The sequence below is a fragment of the Solibacillus sp. GQ1 genome, assembly GCF_059758555.1.
In genome coordinates, this window is sequence record NZ_JCAXEX010000001.1 from 845,065 (window position 1) to 869,630 (window position 24,566).

The following is a 24,566-nucleotide window of genomic DNA, read 5'->3' on the forward strand; positions in this document are numbered from 1 at the left end:
CGGAGGGATTTTATCCATGGAAATTAAAAAGCAAGAGTTATTCATTCAATTACCGTCATTACAATTCTTTGCTGCGGGGGATAACAACGACCAGCCTGTGCGCATTTATCAAAAACAATTCAGAGAGTTAATGACTGCAGTATTCCGTAAGCAAGCGTATTTCGGACGCTTCTTCACAGGCGGGTTACAAGCCTTGGACAGCATTTCAAACAATGCGACTGCCTTTTCTGTTAAGACATCAGATATTCCGGTTGTAGTCGGCACATATAACACTGATCCAGATGTCGCGTTTGGCTCAGGTACTGGTAATTCTACACGATTCGGTGCACGTACAGAAATTATTTACGTAGATACTGACGTACCGTATACGTGGGATTGGAAATTCCATGAAGGGATTGACCGTCACACGGTAAACAACGACTTTAACGCAGCGATTGCAGACCGTTTAGATTTACAAGCGCAAATGAAAGTAAATGAATTTAACCGACATCATGGTGCATTCATTTCTTCTGTTGCAGGCAAAACGGAAGCATTAGAAGTTTATTCGAATGATGCAGTGTTAGCGCTATTCAATCGTTTAGCTGCATACTACATCAACATAGAGGCAGTAGGAAACAAAGTGGCTGTTGTTACGCCTTCCTTATACAATGCGATCGTTGACCATCCATTAATGACGACAGGTAAAAACTCTCGTACAAATATCGATGATAACGAAGTATACCGTTTCAAAGGCTTTGAAATTCAAGAGCTGCCGGAATCACTTGCTCAAACTGGCGAGGTGGCTTATGTCTTTATTGATGGTGTGGCAAAAGCGTTTACCGGCATTAACACAGCTCGAACAATCGAATCTGAGGACTTCGACGGCGTAGCATTACAAGGTGCTGGTAAAGCCGGCGAATTTATTCCGAATGACAATAAGAAAGCAGTTGTAAAAGTCACAGGTCCGGCGGAAGTTCCGGCAGGATAATGAAAGGAGTGTTTTAAATGGCAAAGTATAAAGTATTACAACGATTCGAGGATATTGAAACAGGCACAGTATATACGGCCGGTGAAGTTATTGAAATGACGGTAAAACGAGCAAATGAAGCCATGAAAAACTTAGAGAAATGGACAGGCGATTTCCTAGAGCGTGTAGATGAAAAGGGTGAGGAGTAATGCCTTACCTCACTTATGAAGAATATAAATTTTGGGGAAATGCTTCTGTAACTGAAGAAGCATTCCCGAAATTATTACAGAAAGCGAGTGAGGTGATTGATAGCGTTACTCGCGCTTTTTATCGTTTCAATGATATTAATATGGATGTCCCGTATCGTAGGGAGCAATTTAAAAAAGCGGTTACTGCTCAAATCGATTATTTTGACGATATGGGGACGAATACAGCTCATGGCTTGTCTAGTATTCAATCCGTCACAATTGGGCGTACATCGATTTCTGGAAAGGCTGGCGCTAATGTAGAGAAAAACATCTTATCAACTGATGCACTGATGTACTTACAATATACTGGTTTATTATATAGCGGCGTGAGGTGTTGTTAATATGCGAGCACCACCGATACCAAAGATCATGTTGCCTCATACCATTGTTTATCGGGCTTATAATGGCAAAGATGATTTTGGAAGTGCAACTTATGGCAATCCGGTAACGATTGAGCGAGTACGCATCGATGAAACAACCGTCTTTAGTCGTGACGGCACACAAAGTAGAATCGTAGCGAATGGTGTAATATTTATCGATGCGGTCAATAGCACACCGTTTTTGAATATTGAAGAGCAATCACTCGTTATTTTCAATAGCCGGGAGCTTGTTGTTCAAAAGGTCATACCATGTTATCAACCTTTTAGCGCCGATGTTCACCACTACGAGCTGGAGGTGTTGTAATGGCGAGAATTAAGGTGACAAAGAAGCTCACCGGTGTTGGTGTGCGAATGAATGACATGACACAAAAGGGGCAGCGTGCCTTTGTTAATCAGGTCTATGCAGATGCTAACCGTTATGCGCCGATGCTAAGTGGTGATTTGCGGAATCAATCTAGTATTGCTATTGATGGGAAATCGATTATTTGGCATGTTCCGTATGCTCGCCGTCATTATTACAATCAGATGGTGAACTATACGACACCAGGAACTGGCCCGAAATGGGACCAAAAGGCAAAGGCGATTCATCTGGAAAGTTGGAAGCGCGTTGCAAAGGCGGCGATGAAATAAATGGAACTGGATTTCTTATTGAAACTGAATCAATTCATCAATAGTCAAATGTTAACGGGAAGCGCACCAAATGAACCGTTAACAAGTCAAATTGGTTTATTAAAAGTTGACGAAAGTATGAGCATCATGGCGATGCCGGGTGGGGCACAGGTGGTCTTTATGAACGGTGATAGGGAAAAGGCTTATCAAGTGCAAATAAACGTCAAAAGCAAGCGTCAGGACGTCTGCATGAACGCTTTGAATGCCTTGTCTAAAAAACTAGAGAACTTGATGGACTTACCCTCATCCAATAACTCATACGAATTTCAAGAAATAGTGATTACCTCATTCCCTTCTTTCCTGCAACAGGACGAGCAAGGGTTTTTTATATGGGTGCTATCCATTAGCGCCGAACTAACAATTTTTAAAGGAGTGGTTGAATAATGGCACGTAACAAAAACGCCTTAACGAGACATTTTATCGCAGAACTTACAGAGGGCGACGTAGCACCAGATTACAAACGTCTTGCTCACCGTATTACAGCGGTAAATGATGCATCAGACGAAACAACAGAGGATTTTGCCTACTATGATGGGGACGGCACGCCTACAACGGATGTAGTGACTGTTCGAAAAGCCTATGATGTTGAAGGGCAATTGGATTTAGATGATCCGGCACACTTACTTGTTTATGAAAAAGAGTTTGAAACAGGGGACGGTCGTCGCGTAATGTACAAACAAGAACGAACAGACGGGACAGTTTTAGAAGGTCTGGCTACTATTTCAAACGTTGTTGTAGCAGGTGGAGAAGCAGCGGACTATGCGCCAATTACATTTACAATCGGTTGGGAGAACAAACCGACAATTACAGTTGCTTCAACAGTAGAACAACCAACAGGATAACCAACGAAAGGGGCGCACAGTAGCGCTCCTTTTTAATTACTTAACATAAGGAGGATTACACATGGTAATCAAAATTAATACAACACAAGCAGGAATACCAGTTGAAATTGGGGAATTAAAATTTACTTTTGATACATCAGACGATGGGTTAGCAAAGTTAGCTGAAGCAGCTGAGACTTTCACGGAAGATTTATCAAAGATCAAAGGTAATGATATTAAAGCAACGAAAAAGGCTTTAAAACGTGGCTTTGAATTTTTACTGGGTCCATCATCATTTGACAAAATTTATGAACAAACATCATCAGTCATGCAATGCATCAACATCTTAGAGGAATTGTGCTACTCATTAACAGCTGAGCTGCAGGCGACAGGCAATAAATTTACACAGCAAGAAAAAGCCGAGCATTATCTAAAGCAGAAGCAAAAGAAACAGAAAAAACGTAAGAAGTGATCCGTATGTTCAAACTGAATGAGGAACTCGTTGAATCCATTGAAGTCAACGGGAAAAAGTACAAAGTTGATATGTCGTTCGATAATATACTAAACCTTACTGAAATGTTGAATGACAAGGATTTATCAGACGAGCTGCAGATATTACTCGGTATCCAAATGCTGTTTGACGACCCTTTAGACATGCCGATTGATGAACAGGCGAAGATTTTCTTTGAAGCCTACCAATCCTTAATCGGTAATGATGCTGACAAGGACCTCGAATATGATTTACTTGGTAATCCAATGCCGAGGCAAGCGGAGGAAGAATCAGAACAGTTATATGATCTGCAGCAGGATGCCGAATACATTTATGCGAGCTTTATGCAGGATTACGGTATTGACTTAATCGAGCAGCAAGGATTACTGCATTGGTATAAATTCAGAGCGTTGCTTGCTGGTTTGAGCGATAACACCAAATTTAAAAAGGTAATCGAAATACGCCAGATGCCATTACCGACTGGAAAAGGTAGCAGTAAGCAACGGGCAGAGGTAGAAAAACTTAAGAAAGCTTATGCGCTTAAAAATAAGGCGGTGAGCGAATGAAAGAAGTCAGATGCATTAAATGTAATCGTAAGCTCGGCATGCTAGAGGGCAAAGCAGAAATCAAATGCACACGATGCAACACCATAAATAAAGTCGAAAAATAGAGGACCACTGAGTCCCATGAGCGGTTAGCAAATGGGAGGTGGTCTTTTTGGCGTCAGATGGGTCAATTGTAATTGATGTCTTGCTTGATGATGGCTCCGTCGCAAAAGGCGTAGCAGACATAGGAAAAGAATTTGATGGGCTGGATAAAGCGGGTTCCAGTAAGTTAAAAAGCTTAGGAAGTGGCTTTAAAACACTGGCTTCCGTTGCAGCAGTTGGTGCTACGGCTATTGTGGGGGTAGGTGCAGCAGTCGGAGGTTTAGCGGCTCCATTAGTACAGGCGGCTGCAGGTGCACAGGCAATGAATGCTCAGTTCGGACAAGTTTTCGGTGACTTACAAAAACAAGCTCAAACAACCATTAATACATTAGGTGAGAACTTTGGTATGATGCCTGACCGTATCAAGCCAGCATTTACGCAAATGACTTCGATGTTTAAAGGGTTGGGCTTAGATACAAATACGGCAATGGTTGAGGCAGAAAAGGCAGTTACAGCCGTAGCGGATGCTGCTGCTTTTTATGACATGTCATTTAATGACGCGAACGCAGCACTTAACTCCTTCATCAAGGGGAACTATGAAGGTGGAGAAGCGATCGGGTTATTTGCCAGTGAAACACAAATGGCTAGTTATGCGGTTAAAGAGGGGCTAATCGGCGCTACAAAAGAGTGGGCCAGCCTTGATGAAGCGACTAAACAAGCAACACGTCTTGAATATGCGCTTGCTATGCAGAACATGGCCGGCGCCACAGGACAGGCAACCCGAGAATCAGACAGCCTTGAAAACCAATTAGGAAACCTTAATCAAGCATGGGAGAACCTAAAAGCACTACTGGGCGCACCTTTACTTGAACCGGCTATCCAAGGCATTAAGCTATTAACGGGTGTTATACAAAATTTTGATGCTGCTCCGTTTGTGGCAGCGTTTGAACGAATAAAAACGGTTGTTTCAGATGTAGTTACCACTATAAGAGAGTACTTTGACCAAGGGCTTTCAACTTTACAGGCTATATGGGAAGCTCATGGAGAAACGATTCTAAATACAGTACAAACAGCTTTTAATTTTGTAGTAACACATATTCAAAACGCACTGAATGTTGTTGTCCCATTTGTCCAAGATCAGTTATCAAAATTAAAAAGTTATTGGTCAGAGAATGGTGAGCAAATTGTACAAGCCGTAACTAGCTTTTTACAAGGTGCGAAAGCGGTCTTTGATTTTGTATTACCTGCAATACTTTTTGTTGTCGAATATATCTGGAATGCAATAAAAAATGTGGTCACTGGTGCCCTGAATGTAATTATGGGCGTGGTGAAAATATTCAGTAACTTGTTAACGGGCGATTTCAGCAGTATGTGGGAGGGAATAAAGCAGACTTTCTCGGGTTCTATTGACTTAATTATGGGATTGATGTCTCTTTCATTTGTTGGAGGCATTCGTACACTCATAACGAATTTAGCAAAAACCTTTATTAATGTAATCAAGACGAAGTGGACTACAGTTGTCGGGGTATTTAAAAACTCAGCGAATACCGTTGCCAGCACTATCAGTTCATGGGTCGGAAAGCTACTAAACTTCGTTAAAAATTTAGCGACCAAATTCACATCGACAATAACTAATTTACGAACATCGGTTGTCACTCGATTTAAAGAGCTAAGCACTCAGGTAATTAATGTTATTAAAGATTTGCCGTCCAAAATGCTACAAATCGGTAATGATATAGTCAATGGATTAATTAATGGTATTAAATCCGTACCAGGTAAAGTGGTCGGTGCAGTAAAAGGGGTAGCAGATTCCGTATTAAATACGTTCACTGGTAGAACCGGTTTTGACACTCACTCCCCTTCAAAGAAAACAACAGAAATCGGTAAGTTTGTAGGGCAGGGTTTAGTTAAAGGGATAGAATCCACTAAGAAGTCGAATGAAAAAGCGGCTTCTGATTTAACGAAAGTTATTAATAATGTCATTAAAAAGAATACTGCTGAAGTAGTGAAGATTGGTGCTGAAGCTGAAAAAGAACGTACGAAAATCCAAAAGGATCATGCAACCAAACGTAGCAACATGAAAAAAGCAGATGCGAAAAAGATTCAGCAGCTTGAATCCGATATGCATAAAAAATTAACTGAAATTAATACAAAAGCTTCTTCAGACATTGCTAAAAAGGAAGCAGAACTTTCCAAACAAAAGCTTGAAGCGATTCAGCAGTTTATTGAGGGAAAGAAGAAATTAAACGAGCTTAGCTTAATCGAAGAAGCTGAGTATTGGCGTGCAGCTTATAAACAGTTCAAGACAGGCTCAGAGCAATTCGTAACATTGCGTCAGTCTTACCGAGAGAATGTAAACCGAATCAATGATGCTATTACTTCAAAAAATACCGAATATTTATCAAAGGCTCAAAAAATAAATGATGATTTGATTAAAGGTGAACAAGATTTAAATCAGAAATACAACGATGCGCTTGAGAGTCGTTACCAAACAATCTTAGGTTATTACGGTTTATTTGATGCGGTAACGAAAGAAGATCCCGTATCTAAATTGGATTTAACTTTAAACCTACGTGACCAAGTGATGTCGCTGCAAGATTGGGCTATTCAATTAGAGGCATTGCGGAAACGTAAGCTATCTTCAGGTTTAATTGACGAACTCGAGTCAATGGGACCGAAAGCAATCGAACAATTGCGTGCTTTAAATTCCATGACCGATAAAGAACTAAAAAATTATCAGAACCTGTATCAACAAAAATCCAGAATTGCTAGAGAATCAGCTATTAAAGAATTAGAGCCGTTGAAACAGGAAACGGAAGCTAACATACAGGCATTGCGCGATGCAGCTAATGTCGAATTAACACAATTAAATACAGATTGGCAGAAAGCAATCAAGGATGTTATCGGTGGTACAGAAAAGCAATTTAAAACGCTACACCAAGTCGGGAAAAATGCAGGACAAGGTTTATTAGATGGTCTATCCAGTATGCAGCCGGCATTGGCAAAGAAAGCGAAAGCAATTGCTGAAACGGTTAAGAGCACCATTCAAAAAGCACTAGATATTCATAGTCCGAGCCGTTGGATGCGTGATTTTGTCGCCGGCAATATGGCAAAAGGCTTTACAATCGGTGTTGATAAGAATGAATCGGCATTACTGAAAGCGGCTGCTCAAATGGGTGAGTATTTAAAGCCGGATTTAAATATAGTCAATCCATTGCGAAACGCGAAATTAAATCTAGGTTTGGATATGCCTTCAACTTCAACAAGCAATATTTCAAATATTTATAATTACGGCCAGACACAAGCAGATCCACCACAAATAGCAATACAACCGGCGCCGATTTTATTGGACGGACGAAAAATTGCGGATGTAACGTTTGAGGCGGTTTCAGTTAATCAAGGCAACAATTTAGCGATTAGAAGCATGGTCAGGGGGGTGCGATAAATGACGTTAATACTCATTAAGCAAGATGGCACTCGCTATAACTTGCGGGAGTTAGGGATTCGGGTTGTGGATTTTGAGCCTGAATCCTTAAATGTACAAAATACTGTACAGGACGTAGCAGGCGGCGGATATGTTATAACAGATGCCAGTTACGGTCCCCGTTATATCAATTGTGAGCTGCAGATCAGCGGTACGGATTTAACAGACTACGCTTTATTTAGGGCAGATGTATTTGCACTGTTCACAAATGCGGAACCGTTCTATGTAATCGATACAAAGGTACCGAGCAGGCGTTGGCATGTTCGTTCTGACGGAAGTTTTACATTAGGCAGGAGAAATAAAAGAGGAAATTACAGTTTGAAATGGCTATGTGTCAATAAATACGCAGAATCAATTGCGACCACCAGCTCAGTAAAAGAATGGGATGCAGATGTCTGGGCATGGGACGGGACGATTAATTGGGACGAGGAACTACAGTATACTTTTAGTTCTAATGAATTTACCGTTAGAAATTTAGGGAATGCCCCAATTGATCCGAGAGAAAATGAGCTTGAAATTATTATCAAAGCGACTGCAGCAAGTCACTTGCAAATTGTTAATAATACAACGGGCGAGACGTATCGATTTAACGGTCCTTTGACTAGCGCTGATACTTTGGTTATCAAAGGGGTGCGAACGCTTAAAAACGGTGTCAGTGCCTTTAAAAGTACCAATCATAAACTGCTTACTTTAGCAGTCGGAAATAATAACTTTACAGTCACAGGCGACACTATTCAAAGTGTCGCTTTTAATTTTAGATTTTTATACAAATAGGGGTGATAAAATGGAGAATTTATATAACGTTGACTCACCAATCGATCGCGAACGGCGCAAAAACTTAAATGATACATTTGCAGATATTTTACGTCGATTCAGTAATTTACAACGTCAAATTAATATTCTGACCGGAGACAATGATGTCGATGAATTAATCCAACGTATTATGAATGCAATTAATAGTTCAGAAGCTACATTAGAAGATTTACAAACAGCATTATCCGATGCACAACAGGAAATTGTCGATATGTTAACTGCCACAACAAACGCAACCAATGCTGCAGAGGCGGCTAATCAAGCAACTACAGACGCAACTCAATTAATCGGCGAAATGACAACTTTACAGACGGATTTAGAGCAATTACAAACATCGTTAAATCAGATCGTTACAGATGCAACTCAAGCAACTACTGCTGCCGATACTGCCACGGATAATGCGAATCAGGCTACAAATGATGCCCAACAAGCCAAGACAGATGCAGATAATGCAGCAAGTCGAGCTAATAATGCAGCGGAGGCTATTGAAGGTTGGGGCGGTGCAATTACGTGGGTTTCTGGCACGTATAATCGAAATAATGTAGTAACGCACGGAGGAAATACCTATCAAGCTAGAAAGGATGGCGTTACATCAACACCGCCAATTAATCCGGCAATTGATAATAGCGATTGGATTATTCTTGCCCGAAAAGGTGTAGATGGTACCGGGGCTGTCTCGAGTGTTAATGGATTCACTCCAGACCCAGAAGGAAATGTGACAGTACCTACAAATAATACGGTAATTACGGAAACGGATATACCAATAGCCGACAGGGAAAGTGATACGTTTTATTGGATAGTAACCGATAGTGCACACGTTGTTCCTGACGGAAATATTAAAGCGAGTCCAACAATGGGGTTAAAAATCGTGGAGGAGTGATTTATCGTGGCAAATTTAAGTAAAGTTCGAGTGCAATTATTGGACGAAGTAACAGGAGCAGTTATTGAAGAAGTAGATGTATTAACGTCTGCCGATGCTGTTTCCTTTGCAGATGGTCAAACATTTCAACAAAAACTTGATGCAGGTCTATTAAAAGGGGATACAGGAACTGCTGGAGCAAAGGGTGCAGACGGAAAAACATGGCATACATCTACGACTACACCAGCGACGGCTCTCGGCACGGTTGGAGATATGCATCTGAATACAACTACATTTGATGTAAGCGAAAAAACAGGTGCAAGTATCTGGACAATACGTGGAAATATTAAAGGTGCAACGGGAGCTACTGGACTAAAGGGAGATAAAGGTGACACAGGAACAGCAGGGGTAAATGGAGCTGACGGAAAGACGTGGCACATTACTAGTGCAGTGCCAGCAACTAGTCTGGGTGTTGTAGGAGATATGCATCTTAATACTGCAACATATGACATTCGTGAAAAAACCGGAGCAACTGTCTGGACTGTAAGAGGGAATATTCGAGGAGCAACCGGTGCTAAAGGGGACAAAGGTGATAAGGGTGATCCGGGAACAGACGGTGATAGCGTTAAATTTGGTACTACACTTGCCACGGCAACCGATGTGAGATTATTCCTCAAAAAGGTTTAATAGGAGGGTTTAATAATGACTGAAAATAAAGTTAGAATTGAAGATCATGAAGGGAACGCTTATTATCCTCATAATACGGCAGATGTTACTTTTATGAACGATGGAACTACTGTCGAAGAAAAGATTAATTCCCAAATGGATCTTAGTTCATCTGTATTAAAAATTCCATTAAAAAATGATTATAGAGGGTGGCAAGGAGTTGCGGTTCATAATAATTTAATTTATGTTTTTACGGATCGTAACGAAAATTTCGAATTAGAGAATATTATCTCAGTTTATACCTTAGATGGAAAGTTTGTATCTGAAAAAAGAAATGCATATACCGGGCTAGACCCACAGGGGAAATTCATGTCATTTGGTGATGCGAATGTGATAGATGAATTTATATTCGTTACAGCTTACAACATTAACAGTAATGGTAACCCGCTAATTAGTAGGATTATTAAATACAATCCAATAGATTTATCAATCGTATCAACATATGAAATAGGAGGGAATACAGCGGAATCTGTTACAAAGCATAACAACTTTTACTGGGTTGTTTATCACGATGTATTTGTTGTACGTCAATACGACTTAACCTTTAAATTAATAAAAGAGTTTGCACTACCTACGGATGTTGCGCATCATGGAGGATATCAAGGCTCTCTATGGGAAGACGGTTATTTTTATGCTAATTTGCATGGGCATAATTCTAACGATAGCTCGACCCCTTTTGCAGAGTTAAGAAAATTCAGCTTCAATGGGACAACTTTCGCATTTGAAGAGAAAATTGAACCGCCTTCTATAGGTTGTGGTCAAGGGATGGCGAAATATGGTGATTACTATTTTTGGAATGATAGACCGAATAATGCCATTGTTATTACTAAAGCTTTAAACAGAGGAAACATTTTTTCGGAAACATTACCCTATCAGAAAGAAGATACATTTAAAATTAACTTAATGAATGGTTGGGAACCATTTGACCTTGCATACGATAGACCACCTCGAATTACTGTTTCAAAAGGGATAGTTTATCTTTCGGGTATGGCAAAAAATTTAACTAACACTAATGCTTATGATGGCGCTACACCGATGTTTCGAATACCAAAACAGTATAGCCCTAAGTATAGTATTAATGTTATGGCGCTGACTGATAAAGGCATATTAAGAATACCTATTGTCGGAAGGAACTCTATAAGTAGTGCAAACGATATTGGAAATTTAAATTTACAAAATATCCTGAATCTCGCGAATATCGGTTGGGTCTCATTAGATGGTATTAGCTATCCTATTTTAGATTAATAACCCATTTTTATTAAAACTCCTATATAATAACTGTATTAAAGGGTTTTTAAAGGAGTATTAATCATGCGAAATATAGGATTAGATATAGCTAGAAGCATAGCAATAATCATGGTACTCATAAGTCATAGCAGAATGTTTTTTGGTCAATATGCAGATGTACAATGGCTATCATTTAATGGTTTTTTAGGGGTCGAAATATTTTTTGTATTAAGCGGGTTTTTAATAGGTAGAATTATAATTAAGCAAGTAGTTGAAAAACCGTCTTTATCAAACCTATTAACATTTTATAAAAGACGTTGGTATAGAACGTTACCTTTATATTTTTTAATGGTAATTATTTTGATTTTAGTAGGTAAGCAATTCCATTGGTCAAATTTAGTTTTCCTACAGAACTTCGGTGAAGTTAGTCTAGGGTTTTTCCCAGTATCATGGAGCCTTGCAATTGAAGAATGGTTTTATTTAACAGTTCCATTCATATTTTTGATTATCTTCTCTTTTGCAAAGGTGAAAAATAAAGGGATCCTATTTTTAGGAGTAACCCTATTATTATTAGCATTCTTTAATGGTCTCCGAATTTATGAAGTAATAGTTAACAATCCGACTTGGGATTATGGAGTGCGAAAGCAAATTTTCTTAAGATTAGATAGCATTTTAACAGGTGTTTTAATAGCTGGAATAAGTGTGTATTACAAACGCTTTTATGATTCGCTTAAAATTTCTTACCTTTATTCAATATCAATAATAGGACTATTACTATGTGGATATTATTATGTAATTGAATTAGAAGCAGGGAAAGAAATTATTAACTCTTCATTCTTTGGACGAACTTTCTTATTTAGCTTTGTTTCGTTATTTTTTGGGATTTTAATTGTAGCCTTAGAGAAAACGGATTTTTCTAAATTAAAAGGAACAAAATTTATTGAATTCTCAAGTGTAACAAGCTATGCTGTTTACCTAGTTCACTATGAATTGTTTATTATCTTAAATCAATACAATACAAATTCAATTAAATGGAGCATTTTATTGCTAAGTGTTTCTTTGGTACTCACTTATGTGTTTTCATATTTATTATATAAATACTATGAGCAGCCGTTTATGAAATTGCGGGATAAGAAGTTATTTGTAAGGAAGAATAATCAAGCAGTACGCAGTTAGGGATTATAATTAAAAAGAAGGTGATAACTTGTTTTACGTCACTAGTTTAGATGGCTCGCAAGTTGAGCCTTTAATCAATATCGGCACCGATTTTAAATTGGAGCAATCGGTAGACGGCACTTTTACAGTGTCGTCTTCTTGTTTTCTTGGCGACAACAACCCCGGCTATGACCTGTTGAAATCAGAAACGGTAATTACAGTGGATGGCAACGACTTTAAAGTTAAACAGTACCGGGATAGCGCTTATAGCAAAAACATTACAGCACTATCTATATTTTTCGAACAATCGAAAACACAGCGGCATGGTATTTTTAGTGGCAGCCATACTTTGAATAATCATCTTAATTTCGTCTTAGCCGGCACCGGATGGACGTTTACGGTAGATAGTGCCATTGCCAATATTACAAATTATATTACTGATTTCGGCAATGATAATGTCGTTTCACTCGTTAATAAAATCTGTAAATACCATGCGTGTGAGTATCAGATTTTGCCGAATAACCGATTACATTTTGCCAAAGAAATCGGTCCTGATGAAGATTACCAGTATCAATATAAACACAATGTAAGCGATGTTGTATTGATTGAGGACACAAATAATCTTTATACGTACATTAAAGGATTCGGAGCAGATGGTTTAGAGGTAGATTATACTTCGCCAAATGTTGGTGTTTATGGATTTAAAGAAGCTCCACCGATTCGTGACGATCGCTTCAAGGATCGTACTTCATTGTTGAATTATATTAAAAACTCACTGAAAGACGTTCCGGACTTAGCTATTGAGTCAAAAATACCTGAGCTGACTAATCGGGCCATAGGTGAGCGTATCTGGTTGATCTATGAGCCACTGGGTATTGAAATGCAGACGCGAATATTAAAGCAAACGAAGGTATTACGCAATGGAGAACTTATTACTGAGAGTGTTGTATTCGGCAATGCGTTAATTCAGTCTTCCATTGATATATTGGTCGAGCAGCAGGAGCAGATCGACGAAACAAACAAAGTAATAGAGAAAGCGAAAGACGAATATCGTAGTGCCATTACCCAAACTGAGGGGCGTATCACGCTTGAGGTTGAGCAGTTAAATACTTCGATTGCCCGAGTTGATATTAAAGCCGATCAGATACAATCGACCGTTAGCAGTCAGCAGAGCACCTTAGATACGTATGGGAATCGTATCAGTAATGCAGAAAGCTCTATTACTCAAACGGCTTTTGAAATTATTCAAAAGGTATCGTATACCGATTACAACGGAAATGAAATTGCCTCCAGAATTAATCAGACAGCTACGGCCATTTTAATTGAAGCTGATCGCATTGACTTTGTAGGTCAAATCTTTGGGCAAGGTGCTATTTTCTCAGGTGATATTCAAACGACGCAAAATGTAATGGTTGGTAACAATTTAGAGTTAGGCTATCCAGGCGATACAAGCTATAAATCGATTACATTCAATTTCTTCTCGGAAATCTATAGTAATGGTGATAGCTTAACGATCCAGTCAAATGACATTTCCTTATGGGGTGATACATCATTTTCCGGAAATGTTGATTTTAGAGGAGCTTACGTTACAGGTTTAGACGGGATAGATGCAGGCACATTAGATGGTTATACGTATCAAGACTTTGCATTTAGTGACACGATGGGGCTTGGGTTTGGTTATAGCTCAACATCTAAGCGTTTATATGTAAGGCTTTGGGGCGCTGACCAAGGTTTCATAACATTACTTTAGGAGGGTACAAATGAAGAAAATATACTTATACACAAACGAAAATGTATTAGTGGGGATCAACGGTGAGACGGATTTAGAAAAGTTGAAAAAGCTCCTTAATTCAAATACAACAATCGTTGCACGCATCGGACAAAAGGTGCTGAATAAAGGCAAAATCTTTGCTATCCGTTATGCAGAAGAACTCAATCCTGCTGAACATAATTTAGGTGTTTTCGTAGCTAATACCATGTTCAATTTGAATGTCGATGATTATGACAAAGCCTTAGATGATATTGAGCAGAGCGCCAATAAAGAGGAATTTGTATTGATTGATGATTTGATATTTTCAAGAAAAGTATTTTTATCTGCTGAAGAAACGCAGTCAATCGGCTAGTGTTTTTTCTATGACTTATGTAATATTGCAAAATATTATTGCTGGAATCATTCAAATATACTAATCTAATATAGAAAAATTTTCTAATTGGAGAGTTGTATATGATTATATTAAGATTAATTAGTTTATTTAAAGCCGGAGGATATGCATTATTGGCATTCTTTATTTATTTAGATTTTGTATTAAATGCTGCAACTATTACATCATCAGCAGATGAAAGTATTAAAGAAATGGCCAGAAATTTATTTAGCGATAGAATTATTTATACCACAATTACAGTTGCTATATTAGAAGTTTTAGGTAATTTGGCAGATGCATTCAAAATAGAATAATTATATGGTTCAAGCCTTCCACATTTGTGGAGGGCTTTTATATTGCTTTACCAGACGATTCGAGATGGGCAACTACTCACAAAGTAGATTCTCGATGCGTCTCACAGAGTATGTTTTTTAGTAATTATATATCACACATGAATTGGGGGTAAGGGGACAATGCCAGAAGAAAAGGGCGGTGGACCATCAATGTTTGAAACAGTAACTAAACACGGAAAGCTCATCGACGAACACGGGAAGCTTATTTCGACACATGAGCAACTTATCGAAGCGCACGAAAAAAGTATTGAAGAATTAAAATCTAGTTACAGTAAATTAGAAGAGAACGACAAAAAACAAACAGAGAAATTAGATATGTTAGCAGGTCAAATGAGCAATTTAGTTATACAAAATTCTGAAATAAAGTCAACCATTTTACAAAGTAGCCAATCACAACAAGACTTTGTCCGTGATACCTTGAAGAATCAATGGGAACTTATAAAAGCTCGTGATGAAAGTAAAGAGTCGGAAAGAAATCGTACTCATGAAATTAACTTGTCAAAACAAGCTCTCAAGAAAACTAATAGTGAAAAAGGTTGGGAATTAGTCGGGAAGCTTATTATGGCGGGGGGATTACTTTATCTTATCGTCGAAAGATTATTAACAACATAGGAGGGATGAAAAATGGATTTAACAACATTATTCATCATTGCAGCATCAATCACAATTTTAGTCACAGCGTTTATTGAGGTGGTCAAACGAACTATAAATATTGCTACGCGCTACTTGCCGATTACATCTATTGTAGTCGGTATTTTTGTGGCAATTATTGTTGCGCCATTTAGCGTTTACGATTATTACACAATGGTTATAGCGGGTACGATTGCTGGATTGTCTGCATGTGGGTTGTTCGATTTAACTAAAGTGACAAAGGGGGATAAATAATGGAATGTATCGTATGCGGAAAAGAAATCGAACCATTAGAAAAGTTCAACGGCGAACCAATGTGCAAAGAGTGCTATCATGCACCTGAAAATGAGGTGTTTACAGATGAGTAAAAAAAAAATATTTATCGACCCTGGGCACGGTGGACATGACCCAGGTGCAATTGGCGCTAACTCAAAGGAAGCAGAAAACGTATTAGCAGTAGCTATTACACTTGAAAAGAAACTAAAGGCTCAGGGCTACGAGGTTAAGCTATCAAGACGCACAAATGTTTTCGTGACACTTTATGACAGAGCCAAGATGGCTAACGACTGGGGAGCAGATGTCTTTTTTTCTCTGCATGACAATAGCGCAGTAAACAAAAAAGCAAATGGTTTTGAATCATTTATTTTCAACGGAAATGTTAGTGCAAATTCAATCAAGCTGCAGCAACATGTGCATATCACAATTGCAAAAGGGTTCGGATTGCGTGATCGTGGATTGAAACGTGCTAACTTTGCAGTTTTACGCTTAACGAGTATGCCGGCGTTGTTAATCGAATACGGCTTTATCAGTAATATTGAGGATGAAAAAATTATAGCCTTTGAAATAGAAAAACAAGCACAATTAACGTATGTAGGGATTAACAATTACTTTGGAGTTACTACGATAACGCCGAAGCCACCAACAGAAAATACTAATCCGACGGGAGATAATGAAATTATGTTAACTGAAACAGGACGTAAAGAAATTAGAATATTGCTTAGAAAAGCGCGTGATAAAGGTATTATCAATGCGGAAGTTCATAAAGACGCTAAAATTAATCAATATACTGATGTGCAATTGTTGAGTTACCAAGCAGCTATTATAAATCGTACTTTCGAATAAAATAAAGCCTATTACCTTATTGGTAATGGGCTTTTTTATTTTGCCAATAATAACGAAATTAAATTGAGTTCAACAATCAGGTTAGAAGGTTGATTATGTCCCCCCTTTTTTATAGCAACAATTAACGTCCTTGTTTCGGTATGACCTTAAATAAAATGATTTATATATTCTACCCTATGTTATAATAGTTCTAAAATATTGTTAAATATTATATATTCAGGGGGATTTTATTGAAAGATATAAGAAATATTCTCTTTTTTTTCCTTGGTATTATATTTGCTGGACTTTCAATCTTTTTAGGAAGTTCTGCTCAATCTCATTATAATCAAGAGAAAATTTGGAGTTACATAATCTGGTGTTTCGAAAAACAAGAATTTAATATTTTTCTACAATTAATATTTCCATTTATATTTGGATTAATTGGAGGTTTAGCTTCATATTTTATTGGTAAAGCGGATGGAGAATATGATACCAAAAAATTAAATGGTAAGGGTTCTCTTTATATTTGGTTAGGAGGGCTCGCAGGGTGGCTATCTGTTAACCTTTTAAATCCAAGTGGTACAATTGGTCAAGTTTCGGTTTTAGGTTTCATCGCTGGTTTAAGTGGTGTAACTTATCTAAAAAGAAATGCATTGGTTGAAGCTGTTGAAGAAAAAAGAATGTTTGGAGTTCCGGAATTTAAGGAAAGTTTCTTTAATCGTTATGGTGACGAAGACGATATCAATAAGGAAGTTGTATTCAATGAATCAGACCTTGCAATGGATGAAGAAGAACAGGAATCAATACTATCAACAATCCTAGAAGAGAATGAAAAAATTAATTTAGGGCAAAATAATAATGAATCTGATATTCGCAGTGACAAAATTGATTAGAAGCGATATAATAAAATAAAGGAAGGAGCTGTTTATTTTATGGTAACTTTTGCTGAAAGACCTATTAATGAAAAACGAAAAGTCAAATTTAATCCAGAAAAATATCTTACTCCTCAAGATCGAAACAAAATTAGAGACATTAAAAAATCAGTAAAGATGAGTAATGACTTGTCAGAAATAAAAAAATATCAAGCACAAATGGAATATCTGATGAAGAAAGCGTATATCAGACATCAAAAGGGTATGGAAATAGACTGAAAAAAGTAAAGGGTAGTTAAAATGCTACCCTTTATTTTATTATATATTTTAATAAAATACACACCTACACCACATTTAATCTCCACATATGGGATATATGGAACTTAGTCTATGCATAAAATCATATTACATGTTGAAATTTTATGGTTGAAATAATGGTATTTAAGAAATGTCTTGCTTATGTTAGTGGTTTACCATTTATTTTATTTCCACTAAAAAACCTCCGCGAATTAATTTGCGGAGTTTTTTTATTTCCAAAAATTATATGTTGCTATAAAACGAACGTTTGCTCTATTATGTATACAAACTAGTGTTCGTGTATAGAATTAGATGTAATGATTAATCAATTACTCCATGGGAGGAAATTAAAATGAGAGAGAAACTGATCAAAGCCATGCAGCACAACCAAATCATAGATATTATGTACATAGCAAAAGACGATAAAATCACTAAACGTCGTATCAAAGTAATAAAAATTGCAGGCGATACAGTGCAAGCATACTGTTTTACTCGACATGCCAAACGAACGTTTAAAATAGAAAATATTTTAGCGGTATATCCAGTAATCAGTAAAGCGAGTGGTTTAAATGCATAAGGCCTTTATAGAGCTGAGCGACGATATTCACCGGTACATTGTGCTGGAAATGTTTTTAAAAACACTCGAACGCGATAGAGATCACTTATCGCAACTGAAAATGAAAGACGTATTCAACGCCTGGTACGAATCCAAAATTAATGAGACCTTTCAGGAATTTAAAAAGTTAAGGGACTTTTTATATAAGAAAGGATGTAAAATTGAGAAACAAAAATCTGATGACTTTATAACCTATTACTTTATATTGTTTAGGGGATATGATGAAACGAGAAGTTACAGTAACATTGCCCTGAGGAAATGGGTGAGTGAAGAGATGAAACGTGTATTAGGAATGAAGTATCTCACACCTGCTGATAGAAAATAATCCTTGTCGAATTTTGCGAAAATACCCTGAAAAAGAAAGTTTCGGACATTCCCTTCCTTTTATCCCTTTCCTATTGTAAATTGATTGGTAATATGGAGGTGAGTAATGTGTATAAATACCAATTTAAATTAAAAAATAAGCAAGTCGTGGAATTTGAAAGTGCACTACATATTTCTCTAGCTAAAATGTATATTTTTGAATACGGGACGTTCATCTATTTCTCTGATTCAGAGCATGCAATTAATTTAAACACAGTAAAGGAAGTAAAAATTAATGGAATTAAGCATCGAGTCAGACCATATGCAATGCGTTAAAGAAAAAGCCTTCCACAATAATCTGCGGAAGGCTTATTTTTATTTTTGTATACATTTATAAAAGCACCTGCCCTGATGCTTTTTCTGTTTTGGGGTACAAAAGAATATGTACCCCAGTTGTACCCCGCTTAACAATATTTAAAAATGTTAAAATAGAAACCAAAAATACAACCAAGAATTAGAGAAACCCTGTAATATTAATGGTTCGTTACTTTAAAATATTTTATCCTACTAAGTTATGCTTAACGACTTCATAAGCTTGGCAAATATTTTTGTAAGCATCTTTATGCTCAGCGATCATTTCAACTGCAATTTCATATAAATCAGAAGAGTCTGTTGTAACTAAATCGTTTAGTACAGCTGCTTCCATTTTCTCTACAAATGATAAAATTTCTGTATTCATAATTCCATCTCCGAATCTGTTTGTTGTTACTCTTAATATACAGTAAACAGACGTCTGACTTCAAAGGGAATGGGGGTGAAAACGGGTAAAACTTTTAAAGTTTGACGATAAAATGAACTTAACAAATTTTAGCTCTTTGAAAGCGTTTTTCTAACAATTGTCCAAATATTACATAAAAAACTGTTTCAAAAGAGTTCTTCTGAAACAGTTTTTTAGCATCTTTATAGGTTTACTACATCGGAAAACACGGCATCCATACCAAGTGATTCCATTTGCCGGGCTATTGCTGCATCATTTACTGTATAAGTTCTGACGATCATGCCGTTCTTAATTGCTTGCTGAACAATGGAGCGCATCCCGTAGTAGTAGGGGATATGTATAGCATCAGCGCCAAACTTCTTTACATATTCCTCTATGTTTACAATAAGCGAAGCGAATAGCAGCGCGGTTTTCACATTTGGCATGATTTGCTGGAAACGCGTAATGCTTTCATGATTGAATGAAGAAATAATGACACGGTCTTCTAAATTAAAAGCATGAATTTCATTTGCAATGAGCGCTTCAATCCCGGGGTATTCAAAAATATCAGACTTTATCTCGATATTAATTTGAAAGGGGGTTGATTTAAAAATAGCCAAAGTTTCCGCTAATGTAGGTATTTTTTGACCTGCAAACTCCGGAGCAAACCATGAGCCATAGTCGAATGCTCGCAACTCTTCCAGTGTCATATCCTTCACATAGCCTTTACCTGTAGAAGTACGGTCAATTGATTCATCATGAATAACGACTAACTGGTTGTCCTTTGTTAAATGGACATCAAATTCAACTCCCCAAATGTCCATCTTTGCAGCTTCCTGAAAAGCGATCATCGTATTTTCAGGGTAGTTGGCACTGTAACCACGGTGAGCGAGAATCTTCATATAATTCACTTCTCCTATTTTTCGCAAGCAATCCCGTCTTTATCGCGATCGCTTTTCGCATTTAATTTGTAAAGCTCAGCTGATACGAAAGGTTTATATTTTGTTTTCCCGCCTTTGTTCGTAGTTTTGGCATCTTTCGCAACGCCGCCTTTATATACCTTATTTAAATCAGTGCAATTTTTATAAGCAACTGCTTTTGTAGCTGCTTCTGCTTCTATTGCCGAAAGTGAGAAACCGCCTATTAAAACAGCTCCCATTAATAATCCTGAAATATACTTTTTCACTGAATAACCCTCCACAAACAGTATTTTCCAGTATTTTAACATATAAAAAAGCGAATTCACAAGGGAGGTAGTGAATTCGCTTTAGATTAACCCATAATATTATAACCGCTATCGATATAAATCGTTTCGCCTGTCACACCGCGGGATAGGTGGCTTAACATCACAATTGTCATGTCAGCTACTTCTTCCTGATTTGTGTTGCGTTTTAGCGGAGAAGTTTCTTCGATTTTGTGCAGGATCTGATTGAAGCTAGGAACACCTTTTGCTGCCAATGTACGGATTGCTCCGGCAGAAATCGCATTAACACGAATATTATCCGCACCGACATCGGCTGCCAAATAGCGCATTGAAGCTTCCAGTGCTGCTTTCGCAACGCCCATTACATTGTAGCCGTCAAGAACACGCTGTGCACCTAAATAAGACATCGTTACGATAGAACCGCCTTCTGTCATATAAGGTTTTGCAGCTTTTGTTACAGCGATCAGCGAATAGGCACTCGTATCTTGTGCAAAGGCATAGCCATCGCGTGTTGTTTCGACGAATCGGTTGTGCAGATCTTCGGCATGTGCGAAGGCAACAGAGTGGATAATTCCATGAATTACTTTAAATTGCTCACCGATTTGATTGAATGCTTTTTCAATACTTTCGTCGCTGTTTACGTCACATTCTATCACTGTTGCATTGTGCTCTTCGTAATTTGTTAATAGTTTTTCGATTTTTCCTTTTGAACGTTCTTTACGATATGTGAAAATTACATTTGCTCCGACATCAAATAGTCGTTTCGCGATGCCCCAAGCAATACTGCGCTCATTGGCAACACCCATTACGACAATATTTTTCCCTTTTAATTGCAATAAATCCATAACGACACCCCTAAAATGATTAGTTAATATTAGTACCTACTACTAATATTAACTATAACATCTCGATTATAGATTCGCAATGAGAAAAAAGAGCAAAATAAAAAACGACCCTTGAAAGGAATCGTTTCGTATGTTTGTATACTATTCGAATTTTAATGAGTCGCCGTCAAATGTTTCATCTGCAACTTTAATTGAGTCAGTTGGACAGCCTTCAAATGCATCTTGCATATCTTCTAGTAGATCTTCTGGAACTTCAGCAGTACCCATGTTATCATCTAAAATAACGAAAGCGATTCCTTCATCATCATAATCATAAATATCCGGTGCAGCAGCGCCACAAGCGCCACATGCGATACAAGTATCTTTATCTACGATAGTATATTTTGGCATTGTTACCTCTCCTTTATCCGTTCGTTTCCATAAAGCTCTTACTTATTCTAATGGTGTTTTCGGCACTTTTCAACCTAATACTACGAAAATGAGGGATTTGATATGCTAATCCAACAAATTCTTTTAAAAATTTTACATACTTTTCAACAGGAACGCACTGTTTCCGCAGCCTATCATTTATTGAAAGGGAAGCGGTCAGGACAGACAATTCATGATGTAGGACTCTTTAATTTATATTCCTATTTTGGTCTGCTCCCAAAACTAGCTCGTCATAAATTTGATGAGCAAATTGATCTCATGTTTGCCAAGAGTATTATTATAATAGAGGAAAACGGTTTTTATACAATGACGGACAAAGGAAAACAGCTTGCTTCACAACCTTTGCCTCTTTCTTTTGATGGCTGGCATTACCGTGGCAATGAACATATGTTTTTCGGCAGGCTTTCGCTTATTATTCAAAGTCTGTCACATCAGCTCCATCATAAAAAAGCATTTATACCGATAGAAAGAAATGAACAGACACAGCAATGGGTACGTCAATTTTTAGTGCGTCACCATTATCAGAACGGCTTGCTGCAACAAGCAATTTACACAGAAATGACGGCAAGCTTATCCGAAATTGCAATTGAAGAAAACATGAAAGATATACTCATGTATCGATTAACCGGCTATAATGAACCGGGATTTACTTGGCAGCAACTTGCATTTGGCTATAATATGCAGGAAATGGATGTTCAACTGCACTACATAAGCGCATTGCATACTTGGTTGAACGAATTGTACCGTGAAAAAACACAATACCCGATATTAAATGAAATTATGCAAAATATACGTGTAGAAGTAGTGTTGACTGCTTCGACAAACTCAACCGCCCAGTTATATAGAGCGGGGAGAACATTGGAAGAAATCAGTCATATTCGTCGATTGAAAATGAGTACGATTGAAGATCATATTGTCGAACTTGCAATGAATGAACCGAACTTTTCGATTGAGCCATTTGTAACAAGTGAAGAACAGAAACAAATTCTGGCTGCAGTTGAAGGTTATGACACGAAACGATTAAAAACGTTGAAGGAACTACTGCCGCAGCTAAGCTATTTCCAACTTCGGCTAACGCTGGCGAAAGGAGCGACACCAACATGAATTTACAAAGTGCCTTAAAGCGATATTTCGGCTATGATGCATTCCGTCCAGGACAAGAAGAGATCATTAACAATATTATTGCTGGTAAAGATGTTGTTGCCATTTTACCAACCGGGATGGGGAAATCCCTTTGTTACCAGCTGCCGGGCTATTTATTTCAAAAACCGGTCCTTATTGTGTCGCCGCTTTTATCGCTCATGCAAGACCAGGTCGATCAGTTAAAGCAAATGGGGGAAAAGCGGGTTGTGGCATTGAATTCCTTTTTAACTCCAGACCAGAAAAGGTATGCCCTACACTATTTGGAAGAATACCGATTTATTTTCGTATCTCCTGAAATGCTGTTGCAGCCTCAAGTAAAGGCGAGAATCCAAGGAATGGAACTTTCATTAATTGTTGCGGATGAAGCACATTGCATTTCACAGTGGGGATTTGATTTTCGTCCGGACTATTTACGGATTGGCGAAATATTATCGGAATCGAAGCGTCCGCCAATCCTTGCGTTATCAGCGACAGCAACAGATACGGTTTTGGCAGATATCCAGTCTTATTTAAAAATGAATTCACCTTTTCACTATATGCATGATGTAAACAGGGAAAATATTCATCTAGTAAAAAAACTGTTCTCAGAGCGTGAGGAAAAGATGGAATGGATTATTGAACATGTTAAAAATACAGCCGGCCCGGGCATAATTTATACACAATCCCGGTCAAAAGCAGAGGCGATCAGTTTACAGCTTCTACAGCAAAATATTTCGGCGGCTGCTTATCATGCCGGGAAGGAAGCGCAGGACCGCCAGTTTATACAGCAGCAATTTTTAGCGGGTCAGCTTGAATGGATTGTTGCGACAAATGCATTTGGTATGGGTGTCCATAAAGAGAACGTCCGTCAAGTCATTCATGAAACAATGCCTGCAACGTTGTCGAATTATATGCAGGAAATTGGGCGGGCAGGTCGCGATGGCAAGAAAGCTGTAGCCTTTTTGTTATATTGTGATGGTGATGAGCAATTTGCAAAGTTTATCGCTTCAGAAGATTTGCCTAAAAATATACATGTTGACCGATTCGCAGAAGTGATAGCAGCCGGGGAGCAGCCGCAGTCATTACTTGCAAACGGAGAAATGTCAGAAGTGGTTTTCCGTGTTTTAAGTTATTGGCTGGCACGTGAATCAGCCGAGGAAGTAAAGAGCCGGATGCTGAATTTACAGATTAAGAAATTTGAAGAAGTCCGACTTGTATTAAAGCTTATTGAACATTCGGATTGTATGCGAAAGCAAGTAGTTCAGTACTTTGGTCAGCAATTAACAGAGCAGCAGGAAAATTGTTGTTCCAACTGTGGGATCGACCTGTCTCAACTTGTTGAAGAGAGAGATATTTCAAAAACTATGATTAAAATGACAAATTGGCAACACCGTCTCAAGAAAATATTGTTAATAAACTCTTAATCTACTA

Annotated in this window: 34 protein-coding genes; 29 read left to right on the top strand and 5 right to left on the bottom strand. The window is 37.9% G+C overall.

The genetic code is table 11. The features are described from left to right. Positions 1 to 16: 16 nt before the first annotated feature. From AC6CH1_RS04035 to AC6CH1_RS04165, 27 genes are all read left to right on the top strand, one after another. Positions 17 to 967, top strand: a complete 951-nt coding sequence (locus AC6CH1_RS04035; protein WP_498316388.1) for a phage capsid protein — start codon at positions 17 to 19, stop codon at positions 965 to 967. Positions 968 to 984: 17 nt separating this feature from the next. Further along, positions 985 to 1,155 (top strand): hypothetical protein, encoded by a 171-nt coding sequence (locus AC6CH1_RS04040; RefSeq protein ID WP_498316389.1) that lies wholly within the window; start codon positions 985 to 987, stop codon positions 1,153 to 1,155. After that, entirely contained in the window at positions 1,155 to 1,535 is a 381-nt protein-coding gene (locus tag AC6CH1_RS04045; protein ID WP_498316390.1) for a head-tail connector protein, read from the top strand. The genes AC6CH1_RS04040 and AC6CH1_RS04045 overlap by 1 nt, the downstream gene beginning before the upstream one ends. Positions 1,536 to 1,563: 28 nt before the next feature. Further along, positions 1,564 to 1,878: a putative minor capsid protein gene (locus AC6CH1_RS04050; RefSeq protein WP_498316391.1), complete on the top strand. Its 315-nt coding sequence runs from the start codon at positions 1,564 to 1,566 to the stop codon at positions 1,876 to 1,878. Continuing rightward, entirely contained in the window at positions 1,878 to 2,204 is a 327-nt protein-coding gene (locus AC6CH1_RS04055) for a minor capsid protein (RefSeq protein WP_498316392.1), read from the top strand. Before AC6CH1_RS04050 ends, AC6CH1_RS04055 begins: the two co-directional genes overlap by 1 nt. After that, complete coding sequence (locus AC6CH1_RS04060; RefSeq protein ID WP_498316393.1) at positions 2,205 to 2,627, top strand: minor capsid protein; 423 nt, start codon at positions 2,205 to 2,207, stop codon at positions 2,625 to 2,627. After that, positions 2,627 to 3,085 carry a phage tail tube protein gene (locus AC6CH1_RS04065; RefSeq protein WP_498316394.1) on the top strand — a complete coding sequence of 153 codons (459 nt, stop codon included), beginning with the start codon at positions 2,627 to 2,629 and terminating at the stop codon, positions 3,083 to 3,085. The genes AC6CH1_RS04060 and AC6CH1_RS04065 overlap by 1 nt, the downstream gene beginning before the upstream one ends. A gap of 61 nt (positions 3,086 to 3,146) precedes the next feature. After that, positions 3,147 to 3,536 carry a DUF6673 family protein gene (locus tag AC6CH1_RS04070; protein WP_498316395.1) on the top strand — a complete coding sequence of 130 codons (390 nt, stop codon included), beginning with the start codon at positions 3,147 to 3,149 and terminating at the stop codon, positions 3,534 to 3,536. A gap of 5 nt (positions 3,537 to 3,541) precedes the next feature. Beyond that, a complete protein-coding gene (locus AC6CH1_RS04075; RefSeq protein WP_498316396.1) occupies positions 3,542 to 4,120 on the top strand; it encodes a bacteriophage Gp15 family protein in 579 nt (192 codons plus the stop codon). 38 nt (positions 4,121 to 4,158) lie between these two features. Beyond that, positions 4,159 to 4,224, top strand: coding sequence for a zinc finger domain-containing protein (locus AC6CH1_RS04080; protein ID WP_446746118.1), 66 nt, complete (start codon positions 4,159 to 4,161; stop codon positions 4,222 to 4,224). Between the two features lie 47 nt (positions 4,225 to 4,271). Further along, positions 4,272 to 7,646: a hypothetical protein gene (locus AC6CH1_RS04085; protein ID WP_498316397.1), complete on the top strand. Its 3,375-nt coding sequence runs from the start codon at positions 4,272 to 4,274 to the stop codon at positions 7,644 to 7,646. After that, a complete protein-coding gene (locus AC6CH1_RS04090; RefSeq protein ID WP_498316398.1) occupies positions 7,647 to 8,459 on the top strand; it encodes a phage tail domain-containing protein in 813 nt (270 codons plus the stop codon). Positions 8,460 to 8,469: 10 nt separating this feature from the next. Beyond that, complete coding sequence (locus tag AC6CH1_RS04095) at positions 8,470 to 9,378, top strand: hypothetical protein (RefSeq protein ID WP_498316399.1); 909 nt, start codon at positions 8,470 to 8,472, stop codon at positions 9,376 to 9,378. A 6-nt stretch (positions 9,379 to 9,384) separates the two neighbouring features. After that, positions 9,385 to 10,044 carry a hypothetical protein gene (locus AC6CH1_RS04100; protein WP_498316400.1) on the top strand — a complete coding sequence of 220 codons (660 nt, stop codon included), beginning with the start codon at positions 9,385 to 9,387 and terminating at the stop codon, positions 10,042 to 10,044. A gap of 15 nt (positions 10,045 to 10,059) precedes the next feature. Continuing rightward, positions 10,060 to 11,328 carry a hypothetical protein gene (locus AC6CH1_RS04105; protein WP_498316401.1) on the top strand — a complete coding sequence of 423 codons (1,269 nt, stop codon included), beginning with the start codon at positions 10,060 to 10,062 and terminating at the stop codon, positions 11,326 to 11,328. Between the two features lie 66 nt (positions 11,329 to 11,394). Then, positions 11,395 to 12,486 carry an acyltransferase family protein gene (locus AC6CH1_RS04110; protein WP_498316402.1) on the top strand — a complete coding sequence of 364 codons (1,092 nt, stop codon included), beginning with the start codon at positions 11,395 to 11,397 and terminating at the stop codon, positions 12,484 to 12,486. Positions 12,487 to 12,514: 28 nt separating this feature from the next. Beyond that, positions 12,515 to 14,215 carry a phage tail protein gene (locus AC6CH1_RS04115; RefSeq protein WP_498316403.1) on the top strand — a complete coding sequence of 567 codons (1,701 nt, stop codon included), beginning with the start codon at positions 12,515 to 12,517 and terminating at the stop codon, positions 14,213 to 14,215. Positions 14,216 to 14,225: 10 nt separating this feature from the next. Continuing rightward, positions 14,226 to 14,588, top strand: coding sequence for a hypothetical protein (locus AC6CH1_RS04120; protein WP_498316404.1), 363 nt, complete (start codon positions 14,226 to 14,228; stop codon positions 14,586 to 14,588). A gap of 101 nt (positions 14,589 to 14,689) precedes the next feature. Next, positions 14,690 to 14,920: a hypothetical protein gene (locus AC6CH1_RS04125; RefSeq protein ID WP_498316405.1), complete on the top strand. Its 231-nt coding sequence runs from the start codon at positions 14,690 to 14,692 to the stop codon at positions 14,918 to 14,920. 159 nt (positions 14,921 to 15,079) lie between these two features. Continuing rightward, a complete protein-coding gene (locus AC6CH1_RS04130) occupies positions 15,080 to 15,571 on the top strand; it encodes a hypothetical protein (RefSeq protein ID WP_498316406.1) in 492 nt (163 codons plus the stop codon). A 12-nt stretch (positions 15,572 to 15,583) separates the two neighbouring features. Then, positions 15,584 to 15,844, top strand: coding sequence for a holin (locus AC6CH1_RS04135; RefSeq protein ID WP_498316407.1), 261 nt, complete (start codon positions 15,584 to 15,586; stop codon positions 15,842 to 15,844). A 105-nt stretch (positions 15,845 to 15,949) separates the two neighbouring features. Continuing rightward, entirely contained in the window at positions 15,950 to 16,711 is a 762-nt protein-coding gene (locus AC6CH1_RS04140) for an N-acetylmuramoyl-L-alanine amidase family protein (RefSeq protein ID WP_498316408.1), read from the top strand. 230 nt (positions 16,712 to 16,941) lie between these two features. Beyond that, positions 16,942 to 17,583 carry a hypothetical protein gene (locus AC6CH1_RS04145; protein ID WP_498316409.1) on the top strand — a complete coding sequence of 214 codons (642 nt, stop codon included), beginning with the start codon at positions 16,942 to 16,944 and terminating at the stop codon, positions 17,581 to 17,583. A 39-nt stretch (positions 17,584 to 17,622) separates the two neighbouring features. After that, the gene (locus tag AC6CH1_RS04150) at positions 17,623 to 17,841 is read left to right on the top strand and encodes a hypothetical protein (protein ID WP_498316410.1); all 219 of its coding nucleotides are present in this window, start codon (positions 17,623 to 17,625) and stop codon (positions 17,839 to 17,841) included. Positions 17,842 to 18,211: 370 nt separating this feature from the next. Continuing rightward, positions 18,212 to 18,436, top strand: coding sequence for a transcriptional regulator (locus AC6CH1_RS04155; protein ID WP_498316411.1), 225 nt, complete (start codon positions 18,212 to 18,214; stop codon positions 18,434 to 18,436). Beyond that, positions 18,429 to 18,800, top strand: coding sequence for a YhjD family protein (locus AC6CH1_RS04160; RefSeq protein WP_498316412.1), 372 nt, complete (start codon positions 18,429 to 18,431; stop codon positions 18,798 to 18,800). The genes AC6CH1_RS04155 and AC6CH1_RS04160 overlap by 8 nt, the downstream gene beginning before the upstream one ends. A gap of 107 nt (positions 18,801 to 18,907) precedes the next feature. After that, a complete protein-coding gene (locus AC6CH1_RS04165) occupies positions 18,908 to 19,114 on the top strand; it encodes a hypothetical protein (protein WP_498316413.1) in 207 nt (68 codons plus the stop codon). A gap of 223 nt (positions 19,115 to 19,337) precedes the next feature. Here AC6CH1_RS04165 and AC6CH1_RS04170 read toward each other — a convergent pair whose 3' ends face one another. The 5 genes from AC6CH1_RS04170 to AC6CH1_RS04190 all read right to left on the bottom strand — a co-directional run bounded on the left by AC6CH1_RS04170 (position 19,338) and on the right by AC6CH1_RS04190 (position 21,974). Continuing rightward, entirely contained in the window at positions 19,338 to 19,517 is a 180-nt protein-coding gene (locus AC6CH1_RS04170) for a hypothetical protein (protein WP_251688924.1), read from the bottom strand. Positions 19,518 to 19,738: 221 nt separating this feature from the next. Further along, a complete protein-coding gene (locus AC6CH1_RS04175) occupies positions 19,739 to 20,437 on the bottom strand; it encodes a glycerophosphodiester phosphodiesterase (protein ID WP_251688922.1) in 699 nt (232 codons plus the stop codon). 14 nt (positions 20,438 to 20,451) lie between these two features. Beyond that, positions 20,452 to 20,694 (bottom strand): excalibur calcium-binding domain-containing protein, encoded by a 243-nt coding sequence (locus AC6CH1_RS04180; RefSeq protein WP_427711641.1) that lies wholly within the window; start codon positions 20,692 to 20,694, stop codon positions 20,452 to 20,454. 113 nt (positions 20,695 to 20,807) lie between these two features. Then, positions 20,808 to 21,584, bottom strand: coding sequence for an enoyl-ACP reductase FabI (gene fabI, locus AC6CH1_RS04185; protein ID WP_079525816.1), 777 nt, complete (start codon positions 21,582 to 21,584; stop codon positions 20,808 to 20,810). Positions 21,585 to 21,725: 141 nt separating this feature from the next. After that, positions 21,726 to 21,974 (bottom strand): ferredoxin, encoded by a 249-nt coding sequence (locus AC6CH1_RS04190; protein ID WP_008404945.1) that lies wholly within the window; start codon positions 21,972 to 21,974, stop codon positions 21,726 to 21,728. 102 nt (positions 21,975 to 22,076) lie between these two features. On the opposite strand from AC6CH1_RS04190, the gene AC6CH1_RS04195 reads away from it, so the two are divergent. Beyond that, positions 22,077 to 23,117 carry a YpbB family protein gene (locus AC6CH1_RS04195; protein WP_498316414.1) on the top strand — a complete coding sequence of 347 codons (1,041 nt, stop codon included), beginning with the start codon at positions 22,077 to 22,079 and terminating at the stop codon, positions 23,115 to 23,117. Beyond that, complete coding sequence (locus AC6CH1_RS04200; RefSeq protein WP_251688916.1) at positions 23,114 to 24,559, top strand: RecQ family ATP-dependent DNA helicase; 1,446 nt, start codon at positions 23,114 to 23,116, stop codon at positions 24,557 to 24,559. Before AC6CH1_RS04195 ends, AC6CH1_RS04200 begins: the two co-directional genes overlap by 4 nt. The last annotated feature ends 7 nt before the right edge of the window (positions 24,560 to 24,566 follow it).